Origin of the sequence: Pseudomonas sichuanensis (assembly GCF_003231305.1) — a bacterium.
Lineage (GTDB): Bacteria > Pseudomonadota > Gammaproteobacteria > Pseudomonadales > Pseudomonadaceae > Aquipseudomonas > Aquipseudomonas sichuanensis.
Genome location: NZ_QKVM01000023.1, coordinates 1 through 13,652 on the forward strand (window position 1 = coordinate 1; position 13,652 = coordinate 13,652).

The 13,652-nt window shown below is 65.2% G+C and carries 9 protein-coding genes; all 9 read left to right on the top strand.

The window, feature by feature from the left end; genetic code table 11:
* The first annotated feature begins 104 nt into the window (after positions 1–104).
* The 9 genes from hutU to mdoH all read left to right on the top strand — a co-directional run bounded on the left by hutU (position 105) and on the right by mdoH (position 13,505).
* Complete coding sequence (gene hutU / locus DM373_RS13860) at positions 105–1,799, top strand: urocanate hydratase (RefSeq protein WP_390965750.1); 1,695 nt, start codon at positions 105–107, stop codon at positions 1,797–1,799.
* A 108-nt stretch (positions 1,800–1,907) separates the two neighbouring features.
* Positions 1,908–3,440 (top strand): histidine ammonia-lyase, encoded by a 1,533-nt coding sequence (gene hutH / locus DM373_RS13865; RefSeq protein ID WP_110994112.1) that lies wholly within the window; start codon positions 1,908–1,910, stop codon positions 3,438–3,440.
* 151 nt (positions 3,441–3,591) lie between these two features.
* Entirely contained in the window at positions 3,592–4,995 is a 1,404-nt protein-coding gene (locus DM373_RS13870) for an amino acid permease (RefSeq protein WP_110994113.1), read from the top strand.
* Positions 4,996–5,010: 15 nt separating this feature from the next.
* Positions 5,011–6,216 (top strand): imidazolonepropionase, encoded by a 1,206-nt coding sequence (gene hutI, locus DM373_RS13875; RefSeq protein ID WP_110994114.1) that lies wholly within the window; start codon positions 5,011–5,013, stop codon positions 6,214–6,216.
* Between the two features lie 10 nt (positions 6,217–6,226).
* Positions 6,227–7,042 carry an N-formylglutamate deformylase gene (gene hutG / locus DM373_RS13880; RefSeq protein ID WP_110994115.1) on the top strand — a complete coding sequence of 272 codons (816 nt, stop codon included), beginning with the start codon at positions 6,227–6,229 and terminating at the stop codon, positions 7,040–7,042.
* Between the two features lie 509 nt (positions 7,043–7,551).
* A complete protein-coding gene (gene pip / locus DM373_RS13890) occupies positions 7,552–8,523 on the top strand; it encodes a prolyl aminopeptidase (protein ID WP_110994116.1) in 972 nt (323 codons plus the stop codon).
* On the top strand, positions 8,520–8,957 hold the full coding sequence (dtd, locus tag DM373_RS13895; RefSeq protein ID WP_110994117.1) for a D-aminoacyl-tRNA deacylase: 438 nt from the start codon (positions 8,520–8,522) through the stop codon (positions 8,955–8,957). The genes pip and dtd overlap by 4 nt, the downstream gene beginning before the upstream one ends.
* Positions 8,958–9,277: 320 nt before the next feature.
* Positions 9,278–10,945, top strand: a complete 1,668-nt coding sequence (locus DM373_RS13900; protein WP_110994118.1) for a glucan biosynthesis protein G — start codon at positions 9,278–9,280, stop codon at positions 10,943–10,945.
* Positions 10,938–13,505: a glucans biosynthesis glucosyltransferase MdoH gene (gene mdoH, locus DM373_RS13905; protein ID WP_110994119.1), complete on the top strand. Its 2,568-nt coding sequence runs from the start codon at positions 10,938–10,940 to the stop codon at positions 13,503–13,505. The genes DM373_RS13900 and mdoH overlap by 8 nt, the downstream gene beginning before the upstream one ends.
* Positions 13,506–13,652: the final 147 nt, after the last annotated feature.

A 13,652-nucleotide genomic window follows, 5' to 3' on the forward strand; every position in this document is an offset into this window, starting at 1 on the left:
CGATGCATTTCGGAGGAGCGGTCCGGTTTTTTTGGTTGTCCATGCTTGTACATACAAGTAAAGATGTGTTTGTATAGCACCACGACACACACACATGCCGTCGCATGACCGCAGAGGACATCCCCGTGACTGACAACAACAAATACCGTGACGTTGAAATCCGTGCCCCGCGTGGCAACAAGCTGACCGCCAAGAGCTGGCTGACCGAAGCGCCGCTGCGCATGCTGATGAACAACCTCGACCCGCAGGTCGCCGAAAACCCCAAGGAACTGGTGGTGTACGGCGGCATCGGCCGTGCCGCGCGTAACTGGGAGTGCTACGACAAGATCGTCGAGACCCTGACCCGCCTGGAAGACGACGAAACCCTGCTGGTGCAGTCGGGCAAGCCGGTCGGTGTGTTCAAGACCCACAGCAACGCCCCGCGCGTGCTGATCGCCAACTCCAACCTGGTACCGCACTGGGCCAACTGGGAACACTTCAACGAGCTGGATGCCAAGGGCCTGGCCATGTACGGCCAGATGACCGCCGGCAGCTGGATCTACATCGGCAGCCAGGGCATCGTCCAGGGCACCTACGAAACCTTCGTCGAAGCCGGCCGCCAGCACTACAATGGCAGCCTGAAAGGCAAGTGGGTACTGACTGCCGGCCTGGGCGGCATGGGCGGTGCCCAGCCACTGGCCGCCACCCTGGCCGGAGCCTGCTCGTTGAACATCGAATGCCAGCAGAGCCGCATCGATTTCCGCCTGGAAACCCGCTACGTCGATGAACAGGCCACTGACCTCGACGACGCCCTGGCCCGCATCGCCAAGTACACCGCCGAAGGCAAGGCCATCTCCATCGCCCTGCACGGCAACGCCGCCGAAATCCTGCCGGAGCTGGTCAAGCGTGGCGTGCGCCCGGACATGGTCACCGACCAGACCAGCGCCCACGACCCGCTCAACGGCTACCTGCCGGCTGGCTGGACCTGGGAACAGTACCGCGACCGCGCGGTGACCGACCCGGCTGGCGTGGTCAAGGCCGCCAAGCAATCGATGGCCGTGCACGTGCAAGCCATGCTCGACTTCCAGAAGCAGGGCATCCCGACCTTCGACTACGGCAACAACATCCGCCAGATGGCCAAGGAAGAAGGCGTAGCCAACGCCTTCGACTTCCCAGGCTTCGTTCCGGCCTATATCCGCCCGCTGTTCTGCCGCGGTGTCGGCCCGTTCCGTTGGGCTGCGCTGTCCGGTGACGCCGAGGACATCTACAAGACCGACGCCAAGGTCAAGGAACTGATCCCGGACGACGCCCACCTGCACCGCTGGCTGGACATGGCCCGCGAGCGCATCAGCTTCCAGGGCCTGCCGGCCCGTATCTGCTGGGTTGGCCTGGGCCTGCGCGCCAAGCTGGGCCTGGCCTTCAACGAAATGGTCCGCAGCGGCGAGCTGTCGGCGCCGGTCGTCATCGGCCGCGACCACCTGGATTCGGGCTCGGTATCCAGCCCCAACCGTGAAACCGAAGCCATGCGCGACGGCTCCGATGCAGTCTCCGACTGGCCACTGCTCAACGCCCTGCTCAACACCGCAGGCGGCGCCACCTGGGTTTCGCTGCACCACGGCGGTGGCGTGGGCATGGGCTTCTCCCAGCACTCGGGCATGGTCATCGTCTGTGACGGTACCGACGAGGCGGCCGAGCGGATCGCCCGCGTACTGACCAACGACCCGGGCACCGGCGTGATGCGCCACGCCGATGCCGGTTACCAGATCGCCATCGACTGCGCCAAGGAGCAGGGCCTCGACCTGCCAATGATCACCGGCTGATTGCCGCGCTTTGGATCGCACCCCACAAGGGTGATACTGAACAACAAGAAGTGGCCTGCGGGCACCCTGAACACAGGGCCTGCGGCCACAAGCGATTGGAGTAGCGAAGTGACCGAACTGACCCTCAAGCCTGGCACCCTGACCCTGGCCCAGCTGCGCGCCATCCATGCAGCGCCCGTGCGCCTGCAACTGGATGCCAGCGCCGCCCCGGCCATCGACGCCAGCGTCGCCTGCGTCGAGCAGATCATTGCCGAAGACCGCACCGCCTACGGCATCAACACCGGTTTCGGCCTGCTGGCCTCGACCCGCATCGCCAGCCATGACCTGGAAAACCTGCAGCGCTCGCTGGTGCTGTCCCACGCCGCCGGTATCGGCGCGCCGCTGGACGACGACCTGGTGCGCCTGATCATGGTGCTGAAGATCAACAGCCTCAGCCGTGGTTTCTCCGGCATCCGCCGCAAAGTCATCGATGCCCTGATCGCCCTGGTCAACGCCGAAGTCTACCCACACATCCCGCTCAAAGGTTCGGTCGGCGCCTCCGGCGACCTTGCCCCGCTGGCGCACATGTCGCTGGTGCTGCTGGGCGAAGGCAAGGCCCGCTACAAGGGCCAGTGGCTGAACGCTACCGAGGCCCTGGCCGTTGCCGGCCTGGAGCCGCTGACCCTGGCTGCGAAAGAGGGCCTGGCCCTGCTCAACGGCACCCAGGCTTCCACCGCCTACGCCCTGCGCGGCCTGTTCCAGGCCGAAGACCTGTACGCCGCGGCCATCGCCTGTGGTGGCCTGAGCGTTGAGGCGGCACTGGGTTCGCGTTCGCCGTTCGACGCCCGTATCCATGAAGTGCGTGGCCAGCGTGGCCAGATCGACACCGCCGCCTGCTTCCGCGACCTGCTGGGCGATTCCAGTGAAGTGTCGCTGTCGCACAAGAACTGCGACAAAGTCCAGGACCCGTACTCCCTGCGCTGCCAGCCACAGGTCATGGGCGCTTGCCTGACCCAGATCCGCCAGGCCGCCGAAGTGCTGGGCATCGAAGCCAACGCCGTGTCGGACAACCCGCTGGTATTCGCCGCCGAAGGCGACGTGATCTCCGGTGGCAACTTCCACGCGGAGCCAGTGGCCATGGCCGCCGACAACCTGGCCCTGGCCATCGCCGAGATCGGTTCGCTGAGCGAACGCCGCATCTCGTTGATGATGGACAAGCACATGTCCCAGCTGCCGCCATTCCTGGTGGAAAACGGTGGGGTCAACTCCGGCTTCATGATCGCCCAAGTCACCGCCGCCGCGCTGGCCAGCGAGAACAAGGCGCTGTCGCACCCGCACAGCGTTGACAGCCTGCCAACCTCGGCCAACCAGGAAGACCACGTGTCTATGGCGCCGGCTGCCGGCAAGCGCCTGTGGGAAATGGCCGAGAACACCCGCGGCGTGCTGGCCATCGAATGGCTGGGCGCTTGCCAGGGCCTGGACCTGCGCAAGGGGCTGAAGACCTCCGCCAAGCTGGAGCAGGCGCGTCATGCCCTGCGCCGTGAAGTGCCGCACTATGACCGCGACCGCTTCTTCTCGCCGGACATCGAGGCAGCCGCCGCGCTGCTGGCCCAAGGCACCTTGACCGGCCTGCTGCCGGCGGGCGTCCTGCCAAGCCTGTAATGCCTTCGGGGGCCGCTTTGCGGCCCCTTCGCGGGTAAACCCGCTCCCACAGGTTCAGCGCAACCTCTGTGGGAGCGGGTTTACCCGCGAAGGGTTGCGCAGCAGACCCCATCCAGACATCACGACCACAAGAACAATATAGGGACGTGACATGCAACAAGCTCAAGGCCTCACCCGCGGGCTATCTGCCCGGCATATCCGTTTCATGGCGCTCGGTTCGGCAATCGGTACCGGGCTTTTCTACGGTTCCGCCTCGGCCATCCAGATGGCCGGGCCCGCCGTGCTGCTGGCCTACCTGATCGGTGGCGCCGCCGTCTTCATGGTCATGCGCGCCCTCGGCGAGATGGCCGTGCACAACCCGGTGGCCGGCTCCTTCGGCCACTACGCCAGTACCTACCTCGGTCCCATGGCCGGCTTCATCCTCGGTTGGACCTACGCCTTCGAGATGGTCATCGTCGCCATCGCCGACGTGACCGCCTTCGGTATCTACATGGGCTTCTGGTTCCCCGAAGTCGCCCGCTGGATCTGGGTGCTGGGCATCGTGTTCCTGATCGGCGGCCTGAACCTGTGCAACGTCAAGGTGTTCGGCGAGATGGAGTTCTGGCTGTCGCTGCTCAAGGTCGGCGCCATCGTCGCGATGATCCTCGCAGGCCTTGGGATCATGGCCTTCGGTTTCAGCCAGGTGGGCAGCGGCCACGCGGTCGGCGTGAGCAACCTGTTCGAGCATGGCGGCTTCATGCCCAATGGCGTCAGCGGCCTGATCGCCTCGTTCGCCGTGGTGATGTTCGCCTTCGGCGGCATCGAGATCATCGGCGTTACCGCCGGTGAGGCGAAAGACCCGCAACGCGTCATCCCCAAGGCGATCAACGCCGTGCCGCTGCGCATCCTGCTGTTCTACGTGCTGACCCTGTTCGTGCTGATGTGCCTGTACCCCTGGCCGCAGATCGGCAGCCAAGGCAGCCCGTTCGTGCAGATCTTCAGCAACCTGGGGATCGGCTCGGCGGCAGCGGTGCTCAACGTAGTGGTGATTTCGGCTGCCATTTCGGCGATCAACAGCGACATCTTCGGCGCTGGCCGCATGATGTACGGCCTGTCCCAGCACGGCCAGGCGCCGCGTGGCTTCGGCAAGCTGTCCAAGCACGGCGTGCCGTGGATGACCGTGGTCGTCATGGGCGGGGCGCTGCTGATCGGCGTGCTGCTCAACTACCTGATCCCGGAAAACGTGTTCCTGCTGATCGCTTCCATCGCCACCTTCGCTACCGTGTGGGTCTGGCTGATGATCCTGGTCACCCAGGTGGCCATGCGTCGCAGCATGAGCCGTGAGCAGGTGGCACAACTGAAATTCCCGGTACCGTTCTGGCCCTATGGCCCGGCCCTGGCCATTGCCTTCATGGTGTTCATCTTCGGTGTGCTCGGTTACTTCCCGGATACCCAGGCGGCATTGATCGTCGGCGTGATCTGGGTGGTGTTCCTGGTCGCCTCCTACCTGCTGTGGTGCAAGCCGCGCGCAGGGCAGGGCGGGTCGGCCCAGGCAGCGGCCGAGCTGCACCGCTAGTTCAGGAGATTGCAAATGAGAACCCTCTGGCAGCACTGCCATGCAGCAACCATGGCCGAGGGCCGTTACTCGATCATCGAGGACGCGGCCATCGTCACCCGCGACGGGTTGATCGAATGGATCGGCCCACGGGGTGAACTGCCGCCGGTTGCGGCCGAGCGTACGGTGGACCTGGGCTATGCCTGGGTCACCCCCGGCTTGATCGACTGCCACAGCCACGCGGTATTCGGTGGCAACCGCAGCGGTGAGTTCGAGCAGCGCCTGCAGGGCGTCAGCTACGCCGAGATCGCCGCCCAGGGCGGCGGCATCGCCAGCACCGTGCGGGCTACCCGCGCGGCCAGCGAGGACGAACTGTTCGCCAGTGGCCGGCAGCGGGTGCTGGCGCTCATGCGCGATGGCGTCACCACCCTCGAGATCAAATCCGGCTACGGCCTGGACCTGGCCAACGAGCGCAAGATGCTGCGCGTGGCCCGGCGCCTGGGCGAAGCGCTGCCACTGACCGTGCGCAGCACCTGCCTGGCGGCCCATGCGCTACCGCCGGAGTACGCGGGCAGGGCGGACGACTACATCGCCCACATCTGCGACGAAATGCTCCCGGCGCTGGCGGCTGAGGGCCTGGTGGATGCGGTGGATGCGTTCTGCGAACACCTGGCGTTCTCCCCGGCCCAGGTCGAACGCCTGTTCATCAAGGCGCGAGAGCTAGGGCTGCCGGTCAAGCTGCATGCCGAGCAGCTGTCGTCACTGCATGGCTCGAGCCTGGCGGCGCGTTACCAGGCGCTGTCGGCCGACCACCTGGAGTTCATGACCGAGGAAGACGCCATCGCCATGGCCGAGGCCGGCACCGTTGCCGTGCTGCTGCCGGGGGCCTTCTACTTCCTGCGTGAAACCCAGCTGCCACCCATGGAGGCCCTGCGCCGCCATGGGGTGAAGATCGCCCTGGCCAGCGACCTCAACCCAGGCACATCGCCGGGGCTGTCACTGCGCCTGATGCTGAACATGGGTTGCACCTGTTTCCGCATGACCCCGGAAGAGGCGCTGGCCGGCGTCACCGTGCATGCCGCCACGGCACTGGGCCTGGGCGACAGCCATGGCTCGCTGGAAGCCGGCAAGGTGGCCGACTTCGTCGCCTGGCAGATCGAGCGCCCCGCCGACCTCAGCTACTGGCTCGGCGGCGACCTGCCCAAGCGCGTGGTGCGCCTGGGTCACGAGATAAACCACTGAGCGAGGCGACATGGACAAGGTATTGAGTTTCCATCAGGGCCGCCTGCCGCTGTTGATCAGCATGCCCCATGCCGGGCTTGGCCTGACCGACGCGGTGCGCGATGGCCTGGTCGACGCGGCGCGCAGCCTGCCCGACACCGATTGGCATATTCCGCAGTTGTACGACTTTGCCCGCGAGTTGGGGGGCAGCGTGGTGGCAGCGGAGTATTCGCGGTTCGTCATCGACCTGAACCGGCCGGATGACGACAAGCCGTTGTACGCCGGCGCCACTACCGGGTTGTATCCGGCGACGCTGTTCGAGGGGGAGCCGTTGTTCAAGGAAGGCCAGGCGCCCAGTCCTGAGCAGCGGGGCGTGTACCTGGAGCAGATCTGGCGGCCGTACCACGACACGATTCGACGCGAGCTGGCGCGGATGCGTGAAGAGTTTGGTTATGCGTTGTTGTGGGATGCGCACTCGATCCGGTCGGTGATCCCGCATCTGTTTGACGGCAAGTTGCCGGACTTCAACCTGGGGACCTTCAATGGCGCCAGTTGCGATCCGGTATTGGCTGAGCGGCTGCAGGGTGTTTGTGCCGAGTTCCCGGCCTACAGCCATGTGCTCAATGGCCGCTTCAAGGGTGGGCATATCACTCGCCATTACGGTGATCCGGCCAACCATATCCATGCGGTGCAGCTGGAGCTGGGGCAGTGCACCTATATGAATGAGGTGGAACCGTTCGGCTATCGCGAAGATCTGGCGCAGCCGACGCAGGTGGTGCTCAAGCGCCTGTTGGAGACGGTGCTGGCGTGGGGTGAGGAGCGGTACCAAGGTGGTTCGCGAGGGTAGGGCGTTTTATCGCGTCAGGGCTGGCAGGTGTTCGCCGCAAGCCTTGCAGCGCCTATGAGATCGAGCGCCGCCCGCGCGGCGCTTCGCGGGTAAACCCGCTCCCACAGTTTGTTTCGGGCCAGTCTCTCCTGGGCCATTACCTGGTCCGCCCTGTGGGCACGACGCGGTAGTGAGGTGGGCGCCACTGGCGTCTCACCTGACTTGAGGCATGCACCAAGGCGGGCAGCGGTACCCTCACAGGCATAATTGGCCCGAAACAGATGTGGGAGCGGGTTTACCCGCGAAGCGCCGCGCGGGCGGCGCTCGATCTCGAGGGCGCTGAAGATCCCTTGTCGAACACCTGCCAGCCCTGACGCAATCCAAAACCATGCCCTCCAAAGCATCACGCCCCACCATTCCCCCATCCCCAACAACCCCAAAACCCCGACGTTTCACACGGACACATGCTCTGCGCGCAATTCAGGTTTATGATGCCCAACGGCAGAATAATTCCTCACACGGAGTGCGCAATGCAGACCCTCTACCCGCAGATCAAACCCTACGCCCGGCACGATCTGGCCGTGGAAGCGCCGCATGTGCTGTATGTCGATGAAAGCGGCTCGCCGGAAGGTCTGCCGGTGGTGTTCATCCACGGCGGCCCGGGCGCCGGTTGCGATGCCCAGAGCCGCTGCTACTTCGACCCCAACCTGTACCGCATCATCACCTTCGATCAGCGCGGCTGTGGCCGCTCCACGCCCCATGCGAGCCTGGAGAACAACACCACCTGGCACCTGGTCGAAGACCTCGAGCGTATCCGCGAGCACTTGGGGATCGACAAGTGGGTGCTGTTCGGCGGCTCCTGGGGCTCGACCCTGGCCCTGGCCTACGCCCAGACCCACCCCGAGCGCGTCCATGGCCTGATCCTGCGGGGCATCTTCCTGTGCCGCCCGCAGGAAATCAGCTGGTTCTACCAGGAAGGCGCCAGCCGCCTGTTCCCCGACTACTGGCAGGACTACATCGCGCCGATCCCGCCGGAAGAGCGCGGCGACCTGGTCACGGCTTTCCACAAGCGCCTCACCGGCAACGACCAGATCGCCCAGATGCACGCCGCCAAGGCCTGGTCGACCTGGGAAGGCCGCACCGCGACGCTGCGCCCGAACCCGCTGGTGGTCGACCGTTTCTCCGAGCCGCAACGCGCGCTGTCGATCGCGCGTATCGAATGCCACTATTTCACCAACAACGCCTTCCTCGAAGAAAACCAGCTGATCCGCGACATCCCGAAGATCGCCCACCTGCCGGCGGTGATCGTGCATGGTCGCTACGATGTGATCTGCCCGCTGGACAACGCCTGGGAGCTGCACCAGGCCTGGCCTAACAGCGAGCTCAAGGTGATTCGCGATGCCGGCCACGCCGCCTCCGAGCCAGGCATCACCGACGCCCTGGTGCGTGCCGCCGACCAGATGGCCCGGCGCCTGCTCGACCTGCCTTTGGAAGAGGCATGAAGGGCCTGATCCAGCGCGTGCGCGGTGCCCGGGTCGAAGTGGCCGGGGAGATCGTCGGCGCCATCGACCAAGGCCTGCTGGCATTGGTCGCGGTCGAGCCTGAAGATTCGCCCGAGCACGCCGACAAGCTGTTGCACAAGCTGCTTAACTATCGGGTATTCAGTGACGAGCAGGGCAAGATGAACCGCTCGCTCAAGGATGTCGGCGGCGGTTTGCTGCTGGTGTCGCAGTTCACCCTGGCCGCCGACACCCGCAATGGCATGCGCCCAAGCTTTTCGACGGCCGCGCCGCCGGCCCTCGGCGCCGAGCTTTTCGACTATCTTTTGCAGCAGGCACAGCGCCAGCACCCCGAGGTGGCGAGCGGTCGCTTCGGTGCAGACATGCAGGTGCATCTGGTCAATGATGGCCCGGTAACATTTATGTTACAAATATGAGGTCAAAAAACCCCTTGTTTGTATGAAAACAAGGGGTTTTGTACGATAAATAGTTACTCCAGCCTGATGCGTTGTAACGCGACCTGCTGGATAATCGCGCGCTGCTTGAACCTGCGTTCGCAGGTTCGTTTCACTTTGACCCGAGTATTGTCTGGATCCGTTTGGGGAATCATTACGCCCTCACGGGGTCCGAACAGTGCTCGCCAACCCGGCATTGGTCGCTGGCCGTTGGTTTCATGATCTGTTTTCGGCGAGGATTGCTCGTGATTGTTAGCCCCAGTTTTGCACCAAGAATCCCCAGCACACGGCTGCGCAAGGCGATGCTCGCCGGCGTCGCGCTGGTCGGCCTGATGAGCGCGGGCCAGTTGTGGGCATTCAATCTGGATGATGTTGCAGCCAAGGCAAAGGATCTGGCCGGCCAGAAGTACGAAGCACCGAAGAGCAACCTGCCGCCGGTGTTCCGCGACATGAAGTACGCCGACTACCAGAAGATCCGCTTCCTGCAGGAAAAGGCCGAGTGGGCCAAGGACAAGACGCCGTTCAAGCTCTCGTTCTACCACCAGGGCATGCATTTCGACACGCCGGTCAAGATCAACCAGATCAGCGCCAAGAAAGTCGAAGAGATCAAGTACGACCCGAGCCGCTTCGAGTTCGGTGACGTGCCGCATGACCCCGACGCCACCAAGAACCTCGGCTACGCCGGCTTCCGGGTGCTCTACCCGATCAACAAGGCCGACAAGCAGGACGAGATCATGACCCTGCTGGGCGCCAGCTATTTCCGCGTGGTCGGCAAGGGCCACCGCTATGGCCTGTCGGCCCGTGGCCTGGCCATCGACACCGCGCTGCCGTCGGGCGAAGAATTCCCGCGCTTCACCGAGTTCTGGATCGAGAAGCCGAAGCCGACCGACAAGCACCTGGTGATCTACGCACTGCTCGACTCGCCGCGCTCCACCGGTGCCTACAAGCTCACCCTGCGTCCGGGTGAAGACACCGTGGTCGACGTCAAATCGCGCGTCTACCTGCGTGACCACGTCAGCCGCCTGGGCGTTGCCCCGCTGACCAGCATGTACCTGTTCGGCCCCAACCAGCCGTCGAAGATCATGAACTACCGCCCGGCCCTGCACGACTCCGAAGGCCTGGCGATTCATGCCGGCAACGGCGAGTGGCTGTGGCGCCCGCTGAACAACCCGAAACATCTGGCCGTGAGCAACTTCAGCGTCGAGAACCCGCGTGGTTTCGGCCTGCTGCAGCGCCAGCGCGACTTCAGCGACTACGAAGACCTCGACGACGAATACGAGAAGCGCCCGAGCGCCTGGATCGAGCCGAAAGGCGACTGGGGCAAAGGCACCGTCGACCTGGTCGAGATCCCGACCGCCGACGAAACCAACGACAACATCGTTGCGTTCTGGAGCCCCGAAACCCTGCCTGAGCCAGGCAAGCCGTTCGAATACGACTACCGCCTGCGCTGGACCATCAAGGAAGACCAGCTGCACTCCCAGGAACTGGGCTGGGTCAAGCAGACCCTGCGTTCCGCCGGTGACGTCAAGCAGTCCAACCTGATCCGCCAGACCGACGGCAGCGTCGCCCTGCTGGTCGATTTCGTCGGCCCGAACCTGGCGGCACTGCCGGCAGACACCGCCGTGCGCAGCCAGGTCAGCGTCGGCGACAACGCCGAAGTGGTCGAGAACAACCTGCGTTACAACCCCGAGACCAAAGGCTGGCGTCTCACCCTGCGCCTGAAGGTGCAGGATCCGAAGAAGTCCACCGAGATGCGCGCCGCGCTGCTGCGTGACGTTCCGGTCGAACAACCGAAGCCCGCCAAGGAAACCAAGCAGGACAAGGCTGCGGCCAAGCACGCCCAGGCCAAGGCCGAGAAAGCCAAGGCCGAGCAACCCGCCGCCGACGCGGCATCCACCACCGGTACCCCGGCCACCACCGAAAAAGTGCTGACCGAGACCTGGAGCTATCAGTTGCCTGCCGATGAGTAACTCAAGCGCAAGGCCGGAATCGCTTGGCGAATACCTGGCCCATCTCCCCCTGAGCGACGAGCAGCGCGCGGAACTCGCCAGCTGCACCTCGTTCAACGAGCTGCACCAACGTCTGGCGGCCAACCCGGCCGCCGGCACCGCCGAGGCCGTGCAGGCCTCGGTGGGCTCCCGTCTTACCGTCGGCAGCGCCGCCGAGCTGGAAGAGGCCGAGATGCTCGGCGTCGACGGCAGCGGGCGGCTGTGCCTGAAGATCGCGCCGCCGATCAAGCGCACCAAGGTCGTACCCGAGCCATGGCGCACCAACGTGCTGATCCGCATGTGGCGGCGCATGACCGGCCGCACCAACGCCCCGCAGCCGCCCAAGCGCGAACTGCCGCCGGCGCGCTGGCGCACGGTCGGCTCGATCCGCCGCTATATCCTGCTGACCCTGATGATCGGCCAGACCATCGTCGCCGGCTGGTACATGAAGGGCATCCTGCCGTACCAGGGCTGGTCGTTCGTCGACCTCGAGGAAGTGCTGCACCAGCCGCTGTGGGACACCGTGGTACAGGTGTGGCCGTACGCGCTGCAGACCTCCATCCTGATCCTCTTCGGCATCCTGTTCTGTTGGGTGTCGGCGGGCTTCTGGACCGCCTTGATGGGCTTCCTCGAGCTGCTCACCGGGCGTGACAAGTACCGCATTTCCGGCAGCAGTGCCGGCAACGAGCCGATCCCCGCCGAGGCGCGCACCGCGCTGGTGATGCCGATCTGCAACGAAGACGTGCCACGGGTGTTTGCCGGCCTGCGCGCCACCTTCGAGTCGGTGGCTGCCAGCGGCAACCTCGACCGCTTCGACTTCTTCGTGCTCAGCGACACCAACGACACCGACATCGCCGTGGCCGAACAGCAGGCCTGGCTGGACGTGTGCCGTGAGGCCAAGGGCTTCGGCCGCATCTTCTACCGCCGCCGCCGTCGCCGCGTGAAGCGCAAGAGCGGCAACCTCGACGACTTCTGCCGTCGCTGGGGTGGCGAGTACAAGTACATGGTCGTGCTCGACGCCGACAGCGTCATGAGCGGCGAGTGCCTGAGCAGCCTGGTGCGCCTGATGGAGGCCAACCCGGACGCGGGCATCATCCAGACCGGGCCGAAAGCCTCGGGCATGGACACCCTGTATGCGCGCATGCAGCAGTTCGCCACCCGCGTGTATGGCCCGCTGTTCACCGCCGGCCTGCACTTCTGGCAGCTGGGCGAGTCGCACTACTGGGGCCATAACGCGATCATCCGCATGAAGCCGTTCATCGAGCACTGCGCCCTGGCGCCGTTGCCCGGCAAGGGCGCGTTCGCAGGGGCCATCCTCTCCCACGACTTCGTCGAAGCCGCGCTGATGCGCCGTGCCGGCTGGGGCGTGTGGATCGCCTACGACCTGCCGGGCAGTTACGAAGAGCTGCCGCCGAACCTGCTCGACGAGCTCAAGCGTGACCGCCGCTGGTGCCACGGCAACCTGATGAACTTCCGCCTGTTCCTGGTCAAAGGCATGCACCCGGTGCACCGTGCGGTGTTCCTCACCGGGGTGATGTCGTACCTGTCGGCGCCGCTGTGGTTCCTGTTCCTGGTGCTGTCGACCGCGCTGCTGGCGACCAACACCCTGATGGAGCCGCAGTACTTCATCGAGCCGTTCCAGCTCTACCCGTTGTGGCCGCAGTGGCACCCGGAGAAAGCCATCGCGCTGTTCTCCACCACCATCGTGCTGCTATTCCTGCCCAAGCTGCTCAGCGTCATCCTGATCTGGGCCAAGGGCGCCACCGAGTTTGGCGGGCGCATCAAGGTCACCCTGTCGATGCTGATGGAGATGCTGTTCTCCATGCTGCTGGCGCCGGTGCGGATGATCTTCCACACCCGTTTCGTACTGGCCGCGTTCCTCGGCTGGGCCGCGACCTGGAACTCGCCGCAGCGTGACGACGACTCCACGCCGTGGAGCGAAGCGGTGCGTCGCCACGGCCCGCAGACCCTGCTGGGCTTTGCCTGGGCCGCCCTGGTGGCCTGGCTGAACCCAAGCTTCCTGTGGTGGCTGGCGCCTATCGTTGGCTCGCTGTTGCTGTCGATCCCGGTGTCGGTGATCTCCAGCCGCACGCGCCTGGGCCTGGCGGCCAAGGACGAGAAGCTGTTCCTCATCCCCGAGGAGTACGCCACGCCGCAGGAACTGCTGGCCACCGACCAGTACACCCACGAGAACCGCTGGCACGCCCTGCACGACGGCTTCGTCCGCGCCGTGGTCGACCCGCGCCAGAACGCCCTGGCCTGCGCCATGGCCACTGCGCGCCATGGTCAGTCCGCAGCGATCGAAACCCTGCGTGACGAGCGCGTGGCCAAGGCGCTGGAAGTGGGCCCCAAAGGCCTGGACGGCAACACCCGCCTGGCCTTGCTGAGCGACCCGGTGGCGCTGTCGCGCCTGCACGGGCAGGTCTGGGCCGAGCACAACGCGGCGTGGATCGATGTGTGGCGTGCGTCGATCGACAACGACCCGCACTCGCCGTTGCTGCCGTTGCATCCGGAGAGCCAGGCACAGCCAGCTCTGGCGTAAGCCTGGTCGACTGAAATCGCGGGGCAAGCCCGCTCCCACGCGAATGGTTAACGCCAGCGTGGGAGCGGGCTTGCCCCGCGATGCTTTTCAGGCCGATTTTGGCCAACAAAGTCCCCCCGAGCGCTAGGTCCCAGCCCGCGCATGCGT

Bases quoted from the DNA above. Each gene is read 5' to 3' on its own strand.
- pip (WP_110994116.1), top strand. From the start codon at position 7,552: ATGCAGACCCTCTACCCGCAGATCAAACCCTACGCCCGGCACGATCTG.
- DM373_RS13900 (WP_110994118.1), top strand. From the start codon at position 9,278: ATGCTCGCCGGCGTCGCGCTGGTCGGCCTGATGAGCGCGGGCCAGTTG.
- DM373_RS13870 (WP_110994113.1), top strand. From the start codon at position 3,592: ATGCAACAAGCTCAAGGCCTCACCCGCGGGCTATCTGCCCGGCATATC.
- mdoH (WP_110994119.1), top strand. From the start codon at position 10,938: ATGAGTAACTCAAGCGCAAGGCCGGAATCGCTTGGCGAATACCTGGCC.
- dtd (WP_110994117.1), top strand. From the start codon at position 8,520: ATGAAGGGCCTGATCCAGCGCGTGCGCGGTGCCCGGGTCGAAGTGGCC.
- hutG (WP_110994115.1), top strand. From the start codon at position 6,227: ATGGACAAGGTATTGAGTTTCCATCAGGGCCGCCTGCCGCTGTTGATC.
- hutI (WP_110994114.1), top strand. From the start codon at position 5,011: ATGAGAACCCTCTGGCAGCACTGCCATGCAGCAACCATGGCCGAGGGC.
- hutU (WP_390965750.1), top strand. From the start codon at position 105: ATGACCGCAGAGGACATCCCCGTGACTGACAACAACAAATACCGTGAC.